This is a genomic window from Colwellia piezophila ATCC BAA-637, from assembly GCF_000378625.1.
Taxonomy (GTDB): domain Bacteria; phylum Pseudomonadota; class Gammaproteobacteria; order Enterobacterales; family Alteromonadaceae; genus Colwellia; species Colwellia piezophila.
In genome coordinates, this window is record NZ_KB905163.1 from 205,005 (window position 1) to 224,532 (window position 19,528).

14 protein-coding genes are annotated in these 19,528 nt (G+C 39.5%); 6 read left to right on the forward strand and 8 right to left on the reverse strand.

Features of this window, described 5'->3' with window-relative positions; translation table 11 throughout:
• Window positions 1-562 precede the first annotated feature (562 nt).
• From folE2 to F580_RS0108235, 3 genes are all read left to right on the forward strand, one after another.
• On the forward strand, window positions 563-1,489 hold the full coding sequence (gene folE2, locus F580_RS0108225) for a GTP cyclohydrolase FolE2 (RefSeq protein WP_019027237.1): 927 nt from the start codon (window positions 563-565) through the stop codon (window positions 1,487-1,489).
• Between the two features lie 450 nt (window positions 1,490-1,939).
• The gene (gltB, locus tag F580_RS0108230; RefSeq protein ID WP_019027238.1) at window positions 1,940-6,400 is read left to right on the forward strand and encodes a glutamate synthase large subunit; all 4,461 of its coding nucleotides are present in this window, start codon (window positions 1,940-1,942) and stop codon (window positions 6,398-6,400) included.
• Between the two features lie 9 nt (window positions 6,401-6,409).
• On the forward strand, window positions 6,410-7,852 hold the full coding sequence (locus F580_RS0108235; RefSeq protein WP_019027239.1) for an FAD-dependent oxidoreductase: 1,443 nt from the start codon (window positions 6,410-6,412) through the stop codon (window positions 7,850-7,852).
• A gap of 110 nt (window positions 7,853-7,962) precedes the next feature.
• Here the strand turns inward: F580_RS0108235 and folA are convergent, their stop codons facing one another.
• On the reverse strand, window positions 7,963-8,484 hold the full coding sequence (folA, locus tag F580_RS0108240; RefSeq protein WP_019027240.1) for a type 3 dihydrofolate reductase: 522 nt from the start codon (window positions 8,482-8,484) through the stop codon (window positions 7,963-7,965).
• A 363-nt stretch (window positions 8,485-8,847) separates the two neighbouring features.
• Here folA and F580_RS26710 point away from each other — a divergent pair, with 363 nt between their 5' ends.
• Window positions 8,848-8,991: a hypothetical protein gene (locus F580_RS26710; RefSeq protein WP_019027241.1), complete on the forward strand. Its 144-nt coding sequence runs from the start codon at window positions 8,848-8,850 to the stop codon at window positions 8,989-8,991.
• Window positions 8,992-9,121: 130 nt separating this feature from the next.
• Here the strand turns inward: F580_RS26710 and F580_RS0108250 are convergent, their stop codons facing one another.
• The 6 genes from F580_RS0108250 to rplU all read right to left on the reverse strand — a co-directional run bounded on the left by F580_RS0108250 (window position 9,122) and on the right by rplU (window position 15,430).
• Window positions 9,122-11,254 (reverse strand): peptidase domain-containing ABC transporter, encoded by a 2,133-nt coding sequence (locus F580_RS0108250; protein ID WP_083926962.1) that lies wholly within the window; start codon window positions 11,252-11,254, stop codon window positions 9,122-9,124.
• A gap of 297 nt (window positions 11,255-11,551) precedes the next feature.
• Window positions 11,552-11,767, reverse strand: a complete 216-nt coding sequence (locus tag F580_RS24195) for a hypothetical protein (RefSeq protein WP_019027243.1) — start codon at window positions 11,765-11,767, stop codon at window positions 11,552-11,554.
• Between the two features lie 201 nt (window positions 11,768-11,968).
• Window positions 11,969-13,225: a beta-barrel domain-containing protein gene (locus F580_RS0108265; RefSeq protein ID WP_019027244.1), complete on the reverse strand. Its 1,257-nt coding sequence runs from the start codon at window positions 13,223-13,225 to the stop codon at window positions 11,969-11,971.
• 303 nt (window positions 13,226-13,528) lie between these two features.
• Window positions 13,529-14,692 carry an Obg family GTPase CgtA gene (gene cgtA / locus F580_RS0108270; RefSeq protein WP_019027245.1) on the reverse strand — a complete coding sequence of 388 codons (1,164 nt, stop codon included), beginning with the start codon at window positions 14,690-14,692 and terminating at the stop codon, window positions 13,529-13,531.
• A gap of 153 nt (window positions 14,693-14,845) precedes the next feature.
• Window positions 14,846-15,103: a 50S ribosomal protein L27 gene (rpmA, locus tag F580_RS0108275; protein WP_011045240.1), complete on the reverse strand. Its 258-nt coding sequence runs from the start codon at window positions 15,101-15,103 to the stop codon at window positions 14,846-14,848.
• Window positions 15,104-15,118: 15 nt separating this feature from the next.
• Window positions 15,119-15,430: a 50S ribosomal protein L21 gene (gene rplU / locus F580_RS0108280; RefSeq protein ID WP_019027246.1), complete on the reverse strand. Its 312-nt coding sequence runs from the start codon at window positions 15,428-15,430 to the stop codon at window positions 15,119-15,121.
• A gap of 269 nt (window positions 15,431-15,699) precedes the next feature.
• Here rplU and ispB point away from each other — a divergent pair, with 269 nt between their 5' ends.
• Window positions 15,700-16,683: an octaprenyl diphosphate synthase gene (ispB, locus tag F580_RS0108285; protein ID WP_019027247.1), complete on the forward strand. Its 984-nt coding sequence runs from the start codon at window positions 15,700-15,702 to the stop codon at window positions 16,681-16,683.
• Window positions 16,684-17,195: 512 nt separating this feature from the next.
• On the opposite strand, the gene mdh is transcribed toward ispB, so the two are convergent.
• Window positions 17,196-18,131, reverse strand: coding sequence for a malate dehydrogenase (gene mdh, locus F580_RS0108290; protein WP_019027248.1), 936 nt, complete (start codon window positions 18,129-18,131; stop codon window positions 17,196-17,198).
• A gap of 503 nt (window positions 18,132-18,634) precedes the next feature.
• Here mdh and argR point away from each other — a divergent pair.
• Window positions 18,635-19,108 (forward strand): transcriptional regulator ArgR, encoded by a 474-nt coding sequence (argR, locus tag F580_RS0108295; protein ID WP_019027249.1) that lies wholly within the window; start codon window positions 18,635-18,637, stop codon window positions 19,106-19,108.
• Window positions 19,109-19,528: the final 420 nt, after the last annotated feature.

Consider the following 19,528-nt stretch of genomic DNA (forward strand, 5'->3'; position numbering starts at 1 on the left):
CCGCAAGGGCGAGTACCTAATAAAAGGGAAAGGCTTACATGCTGCGTTATTGATTTTTATGAGGAGGTTACATGGATGGTGTTCTTAGAGAATTCATACCTTAGAGAATTCATACCGTAGAGGAAGTACCATGTTAGAGAATGCAGACGGTACACGAACTACCTTATTAGATAATGCTGACGTGGCATGGATGCCACTTATTAGATAATTCAGACGTGGCATAGATGCCACTTATTAGATAATGCAGGAGCATATTATCCTGAGCATATTATCCTGAGCATATTATCCAGAGCTTATTCTCCTGAATAACCATTATCTGTAATCACTACCTTGCCGCTAAGACTTTTAACTCTCGCTGAGTCAGAATAGACTTATTGGAATTGGTATTATTCATAACAGGCTAAAAAAAAGCCATACAGCACGTTTTTTTATCTCATTGGCAATATCAGTAATGATTACCGATAAAAAATAAGCTAGAATGTGCGCCCTTATATCTACTCTTCGTGCTTTTGAAAAAATTATCGGAGATTAGTTAATAACTATCGATTAAAGTGGAGTCGAAATGACGACGTCAATGCCAGATATTGCCAACCATACAACAGCTCAAACCGAAGGTACGCTTGACTGGGTCGGCATGAGTAACATTGAAATGCCTATTATGGTTGCCTCAAAAGGCGAAAGCGAACGCATGGTTTCGGCCCATGTTGATGCTTTTGTTAACCTTAAAGAAGCACAGGCGAAAGGCATTCATATGTCACGCCTTTATTTACTTATCGACGAGTTATCAACCAGTAATGTACTTAATTATCAAAGTTTAGTCACCTTACTCGATGGTTTTATCAGCAGTCACCAAGACTTAAGTGATCAAGCTAAGGTACAATTTAGCTTTGAATATCATCTGCGTAGAAAGTCATTAATAAGTGGCAATGAAGGTTGGAAAGCCTACCCGGTTACTCTGACCGGATATTTAAATAAGGGAGAACTTACTGTTGAGTTAGCTATTGATGTTCGTTATTCATCTACTTGCCCTTGCTCTGCTGCTCTTGCTCGCCAATTAATACAACAAGCCTTAAATGAGAAGTTTTCTCAGCAAAGTGACTTAGCATTAGCAGACGTTCACGATTGGCTTGGCACTACTGATGGCATTGTTGCTACACCTCATTCACAACGCTCTGTTGCTGAGTTGAAAGTGAAACTGAATGCTAATGTTACTGACTTCCCGATTACTGAATTAGTTGACCTTATTGAAAATTCACTGAAAACCCCCGTACAAGCAGCCGTTAAGCGTGAAGATGAACAAGAATTTGCTCGCCTGAATGGTCAAAACCTGATGTTTTGTGAAGATGCCGCACGTCGATTACAACATACAATGAATCAAGCTTCACATTTTGATGATTTCTGGTTACGGATAAATCATCTAGAGTCACTACATGCTCACGATGCTGTTAGTATCACAACCAAAGGTATTGTTGGCGGATATCAGCCTTAACAATCATCAAATATCGCCTTAAAAAATAAAAGCCAATAGTGTGTTCACTATTGGCTTTTTTGCTTTTATGTCTACTCATTTTCCAAAAGCCCCTACCTTTAGCTCATAAACTGAATAAATAATGAATATAAGCAATTCATATAAAACTACCCATTATGTAATTTTATTTCATAAAATTTCATCATATGAATTAAAAATCGCCTATCCATAGAAATAAAATCAACAAAAACAACATAATAAAAAACAGTCATTTCGAATAAATAAATAAACCTGTAAAAATATGTAAATAAATTACGAGCAAAAGCTCTATTTTCATTGACCTTCGCCAGATAACTGGGTAATGTTTGCAGCTCCACTTTCTCAGAAAAAGATTATTTATGCATTTTTTCCGTGCATTTATTCTTCATTCACTGTCCTGTGAGTAAGTCGACTTAATATTAGGAGAATAATATGCAGCTTTATGATCATAGCATCCAAAAAGACAACTGTGGCTTTGGCTTAATTGCCCATCAACATGGTGAAACCAGTCACAAACTTATTAAGACCGCTATTTCCGCTTTGGATCGTATGCAACATCGTGGTGGTATCGCCAGCGATGGTAAAACAGGTGACGGTTGTGGTTTGCTATTGCAAAAACCTGATAGCTTTTTCCGTGCTGTAGCTATTGATAACGGTTGGAAGCTTGGTAAAAAATATGCCGTTGGTATGATTTTCTTAAACCCAGATCCTGTTGAAGCTGCTCTATCAAAAAAAGTACTTGAAGAAGAACTAGCCAATGAAAGTTTGACCCTTATCGGTTGGCGGACCGTGCCTGTTGATTCCTCGGTGTTAGGTGAAATTGCCCAAGGTAACATGCCTAGCATTGAACAAGTGTTTGTTGATGCGCCTCCAGGATGGCGTAATCGCGACTTAGAACGTCGCTTATATATGGCCCGTCGTCGCGCAGAAAAACGCATTACTGATAAAATATTTTATGTAGCTAGTTTGTCTTGTTTGGTAACCATCTATAAAGGTCTAATGATGCCAAAAGATTTGGCAAATTTTTATCTAGACTTAGCTGATATTCGCATGCAAAGTGCTATTTGTGTTTTCCATCAACGCTTCTCTACCAATACTTCGCCACAATGGCACCTAGCGCAGCCGTTCCGCTACTTAGCGCACAATGGTGAAATCAATACTATTAACGGTAACCGCCAATGGGCACGTGCGCGTACTTATCGTTTTAAATCGCCATTATTACCAGATTTACAAGATGCGGCTCCTTTTGTTGGCCAGACGGGTTCAGATTCATCGTCATTAGATAATATGCTTGAACTGTTCTTAGCCGGTGGTATGGATTTATACCGTGCTATGCGTTTATTAATGCCACCAGCATGGCAAAACAGTCCATTAATGGACGATGACTTACGCGCTTTCTATGAATTTAATTCCATGCACATGGAACCGTGGGACGGCCCTGCAGGTGTGGTGATGACCAATGGTCGTCATGTTGCCTGCAACTTAGACCGAAATGGTTTGCGCCCGGCCCGCTATGTTATTACCCGCAATGGTTTTATTACCCTGGCCTCAGAAGTCGGTATTTGGGATTACAGCGAAGACGAAGTAGTAGAAAAGGGTCGTGTCGGCCCAGGTGAAATGCTCGCCATTGATACTTATACCGGAAAAATATTTAACAGCACAGACATTGATAATGACTTAAAAGAGCGTCATCCATATCGTGAGTGGTTGGATAAAAATATCCGCCGTCTAGTGCCATTTGATGAACTTGAAGCGAACTTAATTGGTACCCGCGCATTTACTGATAAAGAAATGGCTCAATATCACAAAATGTTTAATTACAGTTATGAAGAAATTCAGCAAGTAATCAGAACATTAGCGGAGAACGGTCAAGAAGCTACCGGCTCTATGGGAGATGATACGCCAATGGCGGTATTATCAAGTCAAACACGTACTTTATATGACTATTTTCGCCAACAATTTGCCCAAGTAACTAACCCGCCAATTGATCCATTACGTGAACGTTACGTTATGTCGTTAGGTACCTGTATTGGTCGTGAGCATAACGTATTTAACGAAACCTCAAGTCATGCCGATCGTATGTTGTTCTCAACGCCGGTACTTATGTATACCGGTTTAAAACAATTACGAGAGTTAGACCCTGAGCACTATCGCTCTGAGACCTTAAACCTTAATTATGATGCTGATGAAGGTTTAGAAGCGGCAATTATTCGTCTTTGTGATCACGCCGTGGATTTGGTACGTAATAAAAACACCGTTATTTTAGTGTTCTCAGATAGAAATATTGCCCCTGATTTATTAGTGATCCCCGCCGCCATGATTGTTGGCGCGGTACAAAAACGTTTAGTCGATGAGCAATTACGTTGTGACTCAAACATTATTGTTGAAACAGGTTCAGTACGAGACTCTCACCAATATGCGGTATTATTAGGTTTAGGCGCAACGGCAATTTACCCGTATTTAGCCTTTGAAACCATTGAACAATTAGTCACACAAGGGCAAATAGAAATGACTGCCCGTGACGCTATTGTTAGCTACCGAGAAGGTATTAACAAAGGCCTATTGAAAATACTCTCTAAAATGGGTATTTCCACTATTGCCAGTTATCGCTGTGCCGGTTTATTCGAAATTATCGGCCTTAACGATAACATTATGCAATTGTGTTTTAGCGACTTACCGAGTCGTCTTAAAGGTGCTGACTTTAGCGATATCGAGCAAGACGGCATTAATTTAGCGCGTAACGCATTTTTAGCTCATAAAAAAATGTCACATGGTGGTTTATTAAAATATGTGCACGGTGGTGAGTATCATTCATACAATCCTGACGTCGTTAACTATTTACAACGCGCAGTAAATACCGGTAATTATAGCGACTACCGAAAATTTGCAGATGAAGTAGACCAACGCCCTATTGCTACGCTTCGTGATTTACTGAAACTCAAAGATGATTGTACGCCCATACCGCTTGAGCAAGTCGAACCCGAAAGTGAAATGTTTAAACGCTTCGATAGCGCGGCTATGTCAATTGGTGCCTTGAGCCCAGAAGCACATGAAGCGCTTGCCATCGCCATGAATCGTTTAGGCGGTAGTTCAAATTCAGGCGAAGGGGGTGAAGATGAGCGCCGTTTTGGTACCGTGAAGAATTCACGTATCAAACAAATTGCCTCGGGTCGTTTTGGTGTTACGCCTCACTACTTAGTGAATGCTGACGTATTGCAAATTAAAGTAGCGCAAGGTGCAAAACCCGGTGAAGGTGGCCAATTACCTGGCGATAAAGTATCACCGTTAATTGCTAAATTACGCTATTCAGTACCAGGGGTGACTTTAATATCACCGCCGCCACATCATGATATTTATTCGATTGAAGATTTAGCTCAACTCATTTTCGATTTAAAACAGGTCAATCCGAAAGCGGTTATTTCGGTTAAATTAGTATCAGGTCCAGGCGTTGGTACTATTGCTGCCGGTGTTGCTAAGGCTTACGCTGATTTTATTACCATCTCGGGTTATGACGGTGGCACCGCTGCGAGTCCATTGACCTCAGTTAAATATGCCGGTTGTCCATGGGAGCTAGGTCTAGCTGAGGCGCAACAAGCTCTAGTGACCAATGGTTTACGTCATAAAGTACGTTTACAGGTTGATGGTGGTTTAAAAACCGGTACCGACATTGTTAAAGCTGCTATTTTAGGCGCTGAAAGTTTTGGTTTTGGTACCGCACCTATGGTGGCTTTAGGGTGTAAATTCTTGCGAATTTGTCACTTAAATAACTGTGCTACCGGTGTTGCAACCCAAGACCAAGTACTACGAGACGAATTCTTTAAAGGTATGCCTGAGCAAGTAATGAATTATTTTAAATTTATTGCTCGTGATGTCCGTGAAATATTAGCGCGTTTAGGCGTAGAAAGCCTAACGGCTCTTATCGGTCGTGTTGACTTATTATCACAAATTCCAGGCGTGAGTGCTAAGCAACAAAAGCTTGATTTATCACCCATTATTGCGCCGGTAATTGCCGGTGAGAACACCGCATTACATCAAACAGAAAAAAATAAGGCCTTTGATGAAGGTAAGTTAAATAAGAAAATTCTGGCCGCCGCAGCTGATTCGGTAGCCCATAGCAAAGGTGGCGAATATAGGTTTAATATTCAAAATACCGATCGTTCGGTCGGTGCTATGCTTTCAGGTGAAATTGCTCGGCAACATGGCGATCAAGGTATGGCGCCTGCGCCTATCACCCTACATTTATCTGGCACTGCCGGACAAAGCTTTGGTGTGTGGAATGCTGGCGGCTTAAACATGATCTTAACCGGTGATGCCAACGATTATGTCGGTAAAGGTATGGCTGGAGGTCAATTAACTATCAAGGCACCTGTCGGTGTTGATTATTTAAGCCATCAAACTCCTATTATGGGCAATACCTGTTTATACGGAGCAACGGGCGGGAAATTATACGCTGCAGGGCGTGCAGGAGAACGTTTCGCCGTGCGAAATTCAGGTTGTCATGCCGTTATTGAAGGCACCGGAGATCACGCCTGTGAATACATGACTGGTGGTATTGTCACCATTATTGGCGATGTCGGTGTTAACTTTGGCGCCGGTATGACCGGTGGTTTTGCTTATGTCTTAGATGAAAGCGGAGATTTAGATATTCGTCTGAATAAGGAATCTATTGAAATGTTAGAGATGGGCGATTTAGCCATTCATCAAGAACATTTACGTGGCATTATCGATAAACATTTTAACGAAACAGGCAGCTTACGCGCGCAAGAGATTTTGCAAAACTTTGATAAATTCTCACCCTTATTTAAATTAATTAAACCCAGTGCTACCGATGTTAAAACCCTGTTAGGTCATCGTAGTCGTTCAACAGCCGAACTTCGTGTTCTGATAAATTAGGAAGTAGTTATGAGTAAGAATGTTTATCAATTTATGGACGTTGGACGTATTGATCCCCCTAAAGTGGCAATCGAGAAGCGTAAAATAGAGTTTGTCGAAATATATCAACCTCTTGGACAAGATCAAAGTGCTGGCCAAGCCGATCGTTGTCTGGACTGTGGTAACCCGTATTGTGAATGGAAATGCCCCGTGCATAACTATATTCCACAATGGTTAGAATTAGTCACCGAGGGGAGAATTTTTGAAGCCGCGGATTTATGTCATGAAACCAACAGCTTGCCTGAAATGTGTGGTCGTATTTGTCCACAAGACAAGTTATGCGAAGGCTCATGTACCTTAGATGCTGATTTTGGCGCAGTAACCATAGGTAATATTGAATCATTCATCACCGATACCGCATTTGCGCAAGGCTGGAAACCAGACCTATCAGGGGTAACTAAAGTAGGTAAACGGGTTGCTATTATCGGCGCTGGCCCGGCAGGTTTATCCTGTGCCGATGTTTTAACCCGTAACGGTATTGATGCGGTAGTATTCGATCGTAACCCACAAATTGGTGGTTTATTAACCTTTGGCATTCCGTCATTTAAATTGGAAAAAGAGGTTATTCAAACGCGCCGAGAAATCTTCGAAGGTATGGGCATCGAATTTCGCTTAAATGTCGAAATAGGTGTTGATATTAGCTTTGAAGAATTAAGCAATGAATATGACGCGGTTTTCTTAGGCTTAGGTACGTATACCGATATGACCGGTGGTTTTGCCAACGAAAGCGCCCCAGGTGTCTACAACGCATTAGATTTCCTTATTGGCAATACCCAAAAAATAATGGGTATTGCTGATTCAACCAATGCTGATGATAAGAAGAACCTTAAGCCTTATGTTAGTTTTACCGATCAAAAAGTGATTGTTTTAGGCGGTGGTGATACGGCCATGGATTGCGTACGCACTTCCATTCGCCAAGGTGCAACTCAAGTGACTTGTGCTTATCGCCGTGACGAAACTAATATGCCGGGTTCTCCACGTGAAGTGAAAAATGCTAAAGAAGAAGGTGTGATCTTTGAGTTTAACATTCAGCCACTTGATATTGCGGTTGATGAGCAAGGCAAGACTATCGGCGTTAAGTTTGTTAAAACACAATTAGGTGCGCCTGATGCTAACGGTAGACGTAACCCTGAGCCTATTGCCGGCAGTGAGTTTGTTATGGCAGCCGATGCAGTGGTTATTGCTTTTGGTTTCTTACCAAGCCCACCTAAGTGGATGGTTGATGCAGGTGTTGAACTTGACTCTCGTGGCCGTGTTATTGCCGTTGATAATTCAGACTTTGCCCTGCAAACCACTAAGAAAAACATCTTCGCTGGTGGTGATATGGTTTTAGGCTCTGACTTAGTCGTTACTGCGGTCGATCAAGGCCGAAAAGCTGCCATGGGAATTTTAGACTTTGTCATGACTAACTAATAGTCATGAGTTAAGTTAAGTTAAGTTAAGTTAACTTAATGAAAAACATAAAAGCTGCTAGTGATCACTAGCAGCTTTTTTTTCGCTCGATAAAATCGTTAGCAGAGTATTTATACACGCTCATAGACACAGAAATCTAATTGATGGACATTTTTTTCATCACTGGCTCTAAGCTCGCTAGCAACCTTTTGCCAACTACCATCATCATAATCGGGGAATTGAGTATCGCCTTCAATCTCCGCTTTAATGTGGGTAACATATAAACGATCGGCTTTAGGGAGACAATGGGCATAAATTGCACCGCCACCAATGACCATAATTTCTGCAACAGCCTCATTGCCATCGCTACCATCAACTAAGGCTAACGCTTGCTCAACTGAAGTAACCGTATCTACACCTTCAGCACCCTTTCCTTGTGGTGTATAGCCTTCATCACGTGAGATAACAATATTACGACGCCCGGGTAATGGCCTACCAATAGATTCATAAGTCTTACGTCCCATAATAATTGGCTTACCTAAGGTGACCTTTTTAAAATATGCTAAATCAGCCGGCAAGTGCCACGGCATGTCATTATCTTTACCAATAATATTATTATCAGCGGTAGCAACTATCATGGATAAAATGGTCATTAAAAACTCTCAAAATTATTTTTATGTATTATACCAATTACACTAATATATTGATCAACTTAGAGTTATATTAGCGAGCTTAGGACAAGCAAAATTACTTAAACATAGTTATTCTATATTTCTTTAATTTTGTGCGGTTATCGGTTTGCTAATAAACTCCCATAGGGCGAGTTTAAAAGGCTTACATGCGTCGTTATTGATTTCGACAAGGGAATAACCATTCTCTTCAATCAATGCCTTGCCTCTATGCCTTTTAATTCTCGCTAAGTGGTCAATTAATTAATGTACTTGGTATTATACCCATGTCATTCAATTATTGCTCTCTTGTGCGGGTTAAAATATTTCACCTCAGCGTTGCTCTCGATGCCAATAGCCCAAGATTTTCCAATCGAACAGCTTTCCCTGATTCATTTTGACTATGCACAACAAGATCCCAAACTTAAAATCATTGCTATTCTCGCTATAAAGGCTAAAAAAATAAAAAAAAGCACTGACTTTATTAAATAAAGCAGTGCTTAACATTTTAACTTAGTACTGAACCTTAAAGCTTAGGGCTGATATTTCACTTAAAAAACTTAGTCTTCCTGTTTCACCGTCAAACCTTTACAGTCACGGAAATACGATACTTAATAGTAATTTAACTTGCTGCCTTCGAATCACTATCACTTAAGCAGATCAAGACGCCATCATTTAATAAATAAACATTTTCGGCCATATTAACCGTTTCTTGTCGATGGGCAATCATAATTCTCGTCATTGGTAAGTGTTGTATCTGCTCACTAATCTTCGCTTCATTATCTTTGTCTAAGTGACTTGTCGCTTCATCCATAAATAAAACACAAGGAGACTGATAAAGCGCACGCGCTAATAATAAACGCTGAATTTGCCCACCCGATAAATTAGAGCCCATATCACCCACTAATGCGTTATAACCCATGGTCATTTTGTTAACATCATCATGAATTGCTGCTAAGTGAGCACACTTTTCTATTTTTAGATAATTAGGCTGAGGATCAAAAAAACTAATGTTATCCGCAATAGAGCCGGCCAATAGCGTATCGTCTTGCATAACTGCCGCTATCTTCTTACGGTAATTTTTTAAGCCTAGATGATTAATATCTTTACCATCTAGGTATACTTTACCTGAGGTGGGTTGCAATAACCCTAACATGATTTTCATTAAAGTTGTTTTACCTGCGCCTGATGGGCCGGTAATGGCAATTGAATCACTAGCATCCACCGACAAGTTAATATTATTTAATATCGGTGCTTGATCGTCACTATAGCTAAAACATATATTCTCTAACCTTAGCTGCCCCTTTGGTTCACCATCCTCACAATGATGAAAAGTAGCTTCACCTTCACGGTGAGCTTCTTGCTCTGTTAAAGCAATATCGGCAATACGGTCAAGATGTAAACGCATCATTTTAAATTGAATTATTTGTTCAATAAGGTTGGCAAATCGACTCGTTAATTGGCCTTTATAGGCGATAAAGGCTAAAACCATCCCGACAGACAAGCTATTCGCCATCACCATTATAGCGGCGAAATAAATAACTAAGACATTCTCTAAACCAAATAGCAGTTTGTTAAACGAGTCAAAACTAATATTTAACCGGCCTAAACGGATTTCACTATTAATGACTTCAGCATAACGATTTTGCCAAAGTCCCTGGCGTTGTGATTCATTGCCAAAGAGCTTGATGGTTTGCATAGCACGAATGTTTTCTAAAAAATTCGACTGCTCTTTGGCAGAGCTTTGAATCATCTCTTCTGTTGCTTGGTGCAAAGGACGATATAAGGCCAACCGCACAATGGTATACAAGGCTATTGCACAAAGTACCACAGCGGTAAGTTTTAAAGAATACAGAGCCATCATTATTAAGACAGTAATGGACATAACCCCATCAACTAATGTTTCAACAAACCCCGTAGTAATGCGCTCGCGAATTTGCGCAAGTGAGCCAAAACGAGAAACTATGTCGCCAATATGGCGTGACTCAAAATAGTTCATTGGCAAGCGAAGAAGGTGCCTTAAGAGATTTACTCCCATTTGCATATTGAGCATGCTCGATAAGCGTAATATTAACCAGCTTCGCACTGCATTAGTCACTACAGAAATAAGGACAATTAACGAAAAACCTAATGCTAAGACCGTGAGTAGCGGCTTATCAAAACTAATCAATACTTCATCAACCACCCATTGCATATAATAAGGGCTCATTAAGGCAAATAATTGCAGCACAAGCGATAAGCATATTAGCTTTACCAGCCCAGCCTTTAAGCCCGACATTGAGCTCCACAGTTGGGTGAATTTCATCTGTGCTTGCTCTTTTTTTACTTCAAATTTATTGGTCGGTGTTAGCTCTAAACATATACCGGTAAAGTGCTTACTAAATTCTTCCCTAGATAATGTTCTTTTTCCAACCGCTGGATCGTTTATTGAAAACCTTACGCCTTTTCCTGAAACCTTTGTCAAAACCACAAAATGATTTAAATCCCAATGTAAGATACAAGGTATTGCTAGTTTATGTACTTCATCAACAGGACATTGTAGCGCTCGACTAGCCAAGCCTAAACTATCACCCAATTCAATAAGTTGCTGAAGACTCATGCCCTTTAAATTAGCTGAAAAACGGTTGCGCATCGCTGGCATATCAAGTTTGTGCCCGTGATAGCTTGCAATCATAGCCATAGCAGCTAGGCCGCATTCTGCAATTTCAGATTGAAGAAGTAATGGAATAGAGTTGCGGAGTGAAAAGTTCAGCATTTAAAATCTCAAAATAAGTATGATTAACAAATTTAATTATTATTTCTTACCTTCTCATTTAATTTATTATATGAAAAATTAAATAATATGATGGTTAAAGGAACTATAAATATGATGTAATATATTGGTATATTAAGTTCAAATTTTATAATCAATAATATTGGAAAAATTATTGTCACTAAAAAAGGGACTATTAACGAAAATAAAAATATATACGTTTTTATATATAAAATGTTTTTCATTTTACACTCCTTAAGAATATAAGGAACTCCCTATATTCTTACAATTTAAACTATTTTATTTGCTACTGAGAGAGTAGCCGATAACAGTTAGAACTCCCAATGCAAAACCAATAGCCGCACCACCCAAAGCACCTACAGGCCCACCAACAACAGCACCAAAAGCTGCGCCTGAAACTGTTGAAGCCCATGCACCAGCTACCCCCATAGCGATATCACCAGCGGCTGTGCCACCAAAAACTTGCTCAATTTCATTTACGTTTAATTCACGCATAATGTTATACTCCAAATATCCGACTTAGTTGTCGGGTTGTTAAATGCTAACTCAATTATTTGAATTAGCGGTTAATAGGCTGACTTTAGTTGTTCTCGCTAAAGTTTGACCAAAGTCAGCCACTCCATCTTCTAACAAGATGTTTGCTATTAAATAAACAATCTCATCAGGAAAATACCTTTCTATTTATTTACCTTACAACTAACTTACTCGGCCCTTTAAGCTGTAAATAGGTTCAAGTAACCATTCAATTAATGTGCGTTGTTCTAGCATAATATCCGCTTCAAATAACATGCCGCTTTTTAAATCAAATGCTTTACCAAAAGCCTTCATTTGTTGTTGATTTAACTTTGCTCGTAAACGATAAACAGGTTCTTTTAAGGCAATGGGTAGTTGTATTTCATTCGGCATGATCAGTGTTTGGTCAATACGGATAATTTCACTGTTGATAAAACCAAAACGCTGATAAGGAAAAGCATCGAAACGTAAACGGGTATTATTACCAACCTGAATAAAACCAGCAGATCGTGTTGGCAGTAACAGCTCAGCAATAAGCTCTGAGCCCTCAGGTAATATATGTAATAGCGGTTTTGTTTGTGCCGTTGACTGCGATAAGGTTTCACCTTCAACGACTTGAATTCCTGTTACTACTCCATTATTGCTTGCGGTGATGGTGTACTTATAATTACTCGCTACGTGAGCTAATTGACGTTGAAGATCTGCTTGTTGGCGTTTTAAGTTATTAATACGTAGGGTATATTGCTGAGGAATATTTTTAATATTGAAGCTAACTTGATTCAATTGATTTTGATGTTGAAGCAGCAGACGAGCTATATTTTGTTTTTCTTGTTTTGCTTCAAGAAGTGCTTGCTGTTGGCGTTCTTTTTCTAAATTAGATAAATAGCCACTTTTATTTAGTTGATTGAAATGCAACTGCTGTTCGCTCAACAAAGTTAACTTTTCTTCGGCTAGTGCTAGTTGATTTTGCAGTGCAACTTTTTCATTTCCTAAGGCTATGTTTTGAGTTTGTAAATTTGAAAGTTCTTGCACCCTTAAAGCTTGGTGTTGAGTTATTTCATCAATCAATAAATTTGTTTGAGTATTCAAGTAGGCAGTAAGCTGAGTGCTTAAATCAATTCCATTACTATTATTCTGTTGGACTATAACTGTCGCAAGTAATTGACCTTTAATAACCTTATCACCTTCCTTTACCCATAGTTTTTCTATGGTACCACCTTGCTTAGCGAAACTTTTTATAACGCCTTTATTTGGCATTAAAAAGCCTCGAACGGTTTCTTTACGAGAATATTCAGCACTGAAAAGAAAGACAACAATGGCAACGGCAACTGAGACTATAAGCAGCACGGTTAATTTGATAGAGATTGGTTGAGCTAAGGTAATGGCACCTGTTAAGCGCTCACTTTGATGGGAAACAGCCTCCTTTCTAAATAACGACATATCAATTCCTTTGATAGCTTAGTAACTAAAACTCTAGTCAGTAAAAGTCACCTCGTCAATAATTCACTTTACTTGAAGTAAGCAAAAAGTGGCTCTTAGAAAAATAGAGGCAGAACAAAGAAATTTAATATCAATGATTTAATGAAAAAAAACAAATACTAAAATATTTTAAAAAATCTTACTTATTATCCTGTATATGTAATATACATTTTTTAGCATTAGCCAATAATTAGCAAAAAAAAAGCACTGACTTTATTAAATAAAGCAGTGCTTAACAACTTAATTACGACTGAAATTTAAAGCTTACTGACGATATTCTACTTCAACATCGTAGTCATCTTCATCCCAATCCTCATCATCTAAGTCGTCATCTTTACTATGAGCAGCGATAGCTTCTTCATGATAGGTATCCCATTTAAACTCAATGGTTTTACCATCAATCACTTCTTCCTCTTCAGGAGGTAGCTCTTCAATAAAGGTCATCACTTTCTGTGTTAACTCTTTTGTACCGGTACGATTATAGGCTGAAATACTATGCACTTCTCCTTTCCAATCAAGACCGGCTAAAATAGCATCGGTTATTTCTTTTGCTTCTTCTTCTAACACTAAATCAAGTTTATTGAAAACAACCCAGCGCGGTTTACCGGCTAGTTTTTCATTATGCTGCTCTAACTCGCTGATAATCACTTTAGCGTTTTCTAATGGGTCTGAGCCATCAACAGGCATAATATCAATGACGTGTAGTAATATACGACAACGTTCAAGATGCTTTAAGAACTGTGTTCCTAAACCTGCGCCATCAGCAGCACCTTCAATAATACCTGGGATATCGGCAATAACGAAACTACGCTGGGTATCTAAACGTACCACACCTAAATTAGGCACTAAGGTAGTAAATGGATAATCAGCTACTTTCGGTGTGGCTGCTGAAACACTACGAATAAGTGTAGATTTACCAGCATTAGGTAAACCAAGCAGGCCAACATCAGCAAGCAATAACAACTCTAATTTCAAGTTACGGATTTCACCCGGCGTACCATCAGTTCTTTGGCGAGGGGTACGGTTAGTACTACTTTTAAAGCGTAAATTACCTAAACCATGCCAACCGCCTTTAGCGACTAATAGTTTTTGATCTTTTTGTGTTAAATCACCAATCAACTCACCAGTATCTTGATCAACTACACGAGTACCAACAGGTACTTTAAGCACTAAATCGTCAGAGCCTTTACCGGTACAGTTCTGTGGCTGACCATTTTTACCACGTTTCGCACGGTGGAAACGCTCAAAACGGTAATCTATTAAGGTATTTAAGCTTTCATCAGCGACTAATATGATATCGCCGCCATCGCCGCCATCACCACCATTAGGGCCGCCAAACTCAATAAACTTTTCTTTACGGAAACTGACACAGCCGTTGCCGCCATCACCCGCTTCAACTCTGATCTCAACTTCATCAACAAATTTCATGGAATCTCAATAACCCTAATATGATAATGCTTTTACAATTACCGCTAGTATAAACTATTTTTGACTGACTAAAAATTAATACCCTATTTAGTCAAAAAAAAACTAAAAAAAAACCTCGCTATGAAGCGAGGTTTTTAGAATGGTAAGTTATTATTAGTCAGCAATAATGCTAACGAACTTACGACTCTTTGGACCTTTCACTTCAAATTGTACTTTACCGTCAGATAAAGCAAATAAAGTATGATCTTTGCCGATACCCATGTTGCTACCAGCATGGAAACGAGTACCACGTTGACGAACAATAATATTACCAGCTAAAACAGATTCGCCACCAAAGCGTTTAACACCTAGGCGTTTTGCTTCTGAATCGCGACCATTTCGTGTACTACCCGCAGCTTTCTTATGTGCCATGTTAAATGCTCCTAATTAGCCGTTAATACCAGTAATTTTCACTTCAGTGAACCATTGACGATGGCCCGCTTGCTTACGTGAATGCTTACGACGTTTAAATTTAACAATGGTAACTTTAGCAGCGCGAGCTTGAGTAACAACCTCAGCTACAACTTTACCACCAGCAACGTAAGGCGCGCCTACATTGATGTTATCGCCATCTGCGATCATTAAAACGTTATCAAATTCTACTGTTGCGCCTACTTCAAGCTCAAGCTTTTCTAGACGAACTGTTTGTCCTTCGGTTACACGATGCTGTTTACCACCGCTTTGGAATACCGCGTACATAGCTACTCCGTACTGCGCCATCATATTGTGACGCTAATTTTAAAAATATAGGGCGCGAATTCTACGCGAAGAAAATAATAAGGGCAAGTATAAATACGATCATTTACTAACTTTATTGCAATTTTATACTTTTTAATTGCTTTTACACTAAGAAATAGAACAAAGCCGCCAGAAAGCTACTTTTGCTTACAATTTAGTGTAAACTTTGCCGCCATAACCAATTGAATACTTTTGATTGAAATTTAGTCAAAACAGCAAAGAAAAGTAGCATGGGCAATAAAGTAGATATTAAAGCAATACAAGCATTAGCACAAAACGATATGACGGCAGTAAACGATCTTATTTATGATCAATTACAATCTGATGTCGTACTTATTAATCAACTCGGCATGTATATTGTTAACGGTGGCGGTAAACGTATGCGCCCTATGTTAACCGTCCTTGCCGCAAGAGCGTTAGCTTACCAAGGCGAGCAACATTTAGAAATTGCCGCGATTATTGAATTTATCCATACAGCGACGTTACTACACGATGATGTTGTCGATGAGTCAAATATGCGCCGAGGTAGAGAGACAGCCAATGCTTTGTTTGGTAATAGCGCCAGCGTATTAGTTGGTGACTTTCTTTATACCCGCTCGTTTCAGATGATGACTCAATTGGGCGATATGCGCATTATGAATATTTTATCTGATGCTACGAATATTGTTGCCGAAGGCGAAGTTTTACAGCTGATGAATTGTAATGATGCCAGCACCACCGAAGCAAGTTATATGCAGGTAATTTACTGTAAAACGGCTAAATTATTTGAAGCGGCAACACGCCTTGCTGCCGTCGTTGCCAAACAAGATGAAAAAATTGAGCAAGCCATGGCTGATTATGGCAAGTACCTAGGTACTGCATTTCAGTTAGTGGATGACATTATGGATTACACTGCAGACGCCAAGGAAATGGGCAAGAATGTCGGTGATGACCTTGCTGAAGGCAAACCTACCCTGCCACTAATTTATGCCATGGAACATGGCAACAGCGCACAACAGCAACTGATTAAAGAAGCTATCGAACTGGGTAATGGCATGGATAATCTCGCTTTGATTCTGGCGGCAATGGAAGAGACAGGATCAATACGTTATACCCAGCGACAAGCTGAAATTGAAGCGGATAAAGCCATTAAGGCACTCGACATCATCGCTAATAGTGAATACAAGCAGGCATTGATTGCCTTAGCCCATATCGCGGCTAATCGCAGTCATTAGCCCCCCCCTCTAATCCCATAAATAGATCACAGTAGTTAATTTTGCTGTGATTATCGCTCATCAGCGTCTTCCATGATTACCTCTTGCGACTACCCAATACCAATTTGATTAAATTTCTTCCCAACTCAGAGCTCTGCTCAATGCTCAATAACAAGGGAAATTTGTTTCGGTTTAGTCATTCTAAATCAAATAAATTTAACGATGTTAGTGGGCATCGAGCAAGCTCCCAGAGGGCGAGTTTAAAAGGCTTACATGCTGCGTTATTGATTTTGACAAGGGAATAACCATTCTCTTCAATCAATGCCTTGCCTCTAAGCCTTTTAATTCTCGCTGAGTGGGAAAGAACTTAATCAACTTGGTATAACACCTAAAATTCAGGCATAAAAAAAACACTATTACCAATAATTAAAAACCAATCGATAACAGCGTTTTTTATAAGGTATATACCCAAACCACTTGAAGGCGCGTTTTTCAAGACGCTTTAGCGGTTTGGGTATAAATTTTACGGCAGCTTAGCTAGCCATAAAATCAACACCTTCTTTGATGTCTTTTTTCAAAGTAGCAAGCATCTCTTCTTTTGCTTTTTGCTCAAAAGCGCTTAACTTGCCGTAAGATAAGATTTCGCTAACACCGTTTACGCCAAGACGAACTTGTTGTGCGAAAAACAATGCATCTTCACCCTTACCTTCAACATAAGCGTAATCAACAACTTCTTCACCTTGTAAGCCTTTAACTAAAGACATACAAAAACGTGCAGCTGCAGCGCCCATAGAAAGTGTAGCAGAACCGCCACCCGCTTTAGCTTCAACTACTTCAGTACCTGCATTTTGGATACGAGACGTAAGTGTAGCAACTTCTTCATCTGAGAAAGTAGCACCTTCAACTTGTGAAAGTAATGGTAAAATAGTTGTGCCTGAGTGACCACCGATTACTGGTACTTTAACGGTAGCTACATCTAAGCCTTTAAGTTCAGCAACGAAAGCTTCAGAGCGAATAACATCTAACGTAGTTATCCCGAAAAGACGAGCAGCATCATAAGTACCGGCTTTTTTGAACACTTCTGCAACAATTGGCACAGTGCCGTTAACTGGGTTAGTAATTACACCAACTAGCGCTTTTGGACAGTTTGCCGCAATGCCTTCAGCCAATACTTTAATAATGCCAGCATTTACGTTGAATAAATCAGCACGGTCCATACCTGGCTTACGTGGCATACCTGCTGGGATTAAAACAATATCAGCACCCGTTAACGCACCGCTAAGGTCGTCACGACCAAAACCAGCAACTTTAACGTCAGTTGGGATGTGTGATAAATCTACGGCAACACCCGGAACAACTGGCGCTACATCATATAAAGATAACTCAGAGCCTGCTGGTAATTGAGTTTTTAATAACAATGATAATGCTTGACCAATACCGCCTGCGGCGCCTAAAACAGCTACTTTCATGTGATTTCTCCGAAATTAAGTGGGTTTTTTTGTAATAAATTAAGTTATCGAAATATTATTCGAGTAAATACGTTAATTTTTTGCTGACCAGAAGATATAGTATAAGCCGATAAAAAACAATTGTTATAACCTTATACTCAGCATTAACTTCCAGTATGATGATACGATAACGCATACCCAAGCTGTTTGAGGATGGGTATTTCAGGATACCAGAGCGATTAAGGCTCAATACGCCTCATTACATTAAGGGTTTTTCCCTTAAAACAGGAGGAAACGAAGAGCCTAAATTGCCCAAGTTTCCCCCCAAGTACCGGTTTAGAAACGCTTTACCCTGTGTGATTGATTTCGAGAATAGGCAACTTTCCTCCTCAATCACTGCCTTGGCTAAAGATGTTGCCAATGCCCGCTGAAACCTGAATTTTCATATGGTTTAGGTATATACTAGCGTTGTTTAAACGGATAAAAAACGCCACTTTAGTCTACTACAAGGTTGATGACGCATTATGAGCGGTTTACAAAAACAAGAAGCATTAGTTCAAGCATTCAAGGATTTATTAAAGCAGGAGCAATTTGGCTCTCAAGGTGAGATTGTTGAGGCATTAAAAGCTAATGGCTTCGAAAATATCAGCCAATCAAAAATTTCTCGTATGCTTAGTAAGTATGGTGCTGTGCGAACCCGTAATGCTCGCCAAGAAATGGTTTACTGCTTACCTGCAGAGTTAGGCATGCCGACAGCACAAAGTCCGCTGAAGCAACTGGTATTAGAAATTGAGCATAATGGGGTGATGATTATCTTGCAAACTAGCCCTGGCGCAGCTCAGTTAATTGCACGATTACTTGATAGCTTAAGTAAGAGTGATGGCGTACTTGGCACCATTGCTGGCGATGATACTATTTTTATTGCTCCGACAAATGTCAGTAAAATTGAAGAAACCATCAAAAAACTCGAACAGCTATTCTCTAAAAACCCAACCTAGAAAATAGCCTAATTAAGCTGAACTTCGGTTAATGAATTTCATAACACTATGAAATTTAGATAGTAAATTACACTTTATATACAATGATGTTAGTTTAGTCGTTATCAAGGCATTTTTACGTACCCAATAGCTGGCTATTGGTAGCAGAACTAACGAAGATAGGCGCTAAAATAACTTATTGAGTAACTTTGCTTATCCAGAACTCAGGTTAATTAACCTCAACTCTGGTTAATGAATGTTTGATACTTGCAAAGTAACTATTAATATCAATTGGTTGCAATGCCAATAAAAAACATTGGTCTGTTTATATCACTCAATATTGATAGTTTGGTGTATATCAAGGCGGTTCTGTGTACCCAATAGCTGGCTATTGGTAGCAGAACTAACGAAGATAGGCGCTAAAATAACTTATTGAGTAAC

Coding starts and splice junctions, on each gene's coding strand:
- mdh (WP_019027248.1), bottom strand. CDS start 18,131: ATGAAAGTAGCTGTTTTAGGCGCCGCAGGCGGTATTGGTCAAGCATTA.
- gltB (WP_019027238.1), top strand. CDS start 1,940: ATGCAGCTTTATGATCATAGCATCCAAAAAGACAACTGTGGCTTTGGC.
- F580_RS24195 (WP_019027243.1), bottom strand. CDS start 11,767: ATGCGTGAATTAAACGTAAATGAAATTGAGCAAGTTTTTGGTGGCACA.
- rplU (WP_019027246.1), bottom strand. CDS start 15,430: ATGTACGCGGTATTCCAAAGCGGTGGTAAACAGCATCGTGTAACCGAA.
- F580_RS0108235 (WP_019027239.1), top strand. CDS start 6,410: ATGAGTAAGAATGTTTATCAATTTATGGACGTTGGACGTATTGATCCC.
- cgtA (WP_019027245.1), bottom strand. CDS start 14,692: ATGAAATTTGTTGATGAAGTTGAGATCAGAGTTGAAGCGGGTGATGGC.
- ispB (WP_019027247.1), top strand. CDS start 15,700: ATGGGCAATAAAGTAGATATTAAAGCAATACAAGCATTAGCACAAAAC.
- argR (WP_019027249.1), top strand. CDS start 18,635: ATGAGCGGTTTACAAAAACAAGAAGCATTAGTTCAAGCATTCAAGGAT.
- F580_RS0108265 (WP_019027244.1), bottom strand. CDS start 13,225: ATGTCGTTATTTAGAAAGGAGGCTGTTTCCCATCAAAGTGAGCGCTTA.
- F580_RS26710 (WP_019027241.1), top strand. CDS start 8,848: ATGCCAATAGCCCAAGATTTTCCAATCGAACAGCTTTCCCTGATTCAT.
- folE2 (WP_019027237.1), top strand. CDS start 563: ATGACGACGTCAATGCCAGATATTGCCAACCATACAACAGCTCAAACC.
- folA (WP_019027240.1), bottom strand. CDS start 8,484: ATGACCATTTTATCCATGATAGTTGCTACCGCTGATAATAATATTATT.
- F580_RS0108250 (WP_083926962.1), bottom strand. CDS start 11,254: ATGCTGAACTTTTCACTCCGCAACTCTATTCCATTACTTCTTCAATCT.
- rpmA (WP_011045240.1), bottom strand. CDS start 15,103: ATGGCACATAAGAAAGCTGCGGGTAGTACACGAAATGGTCGCGATTCA.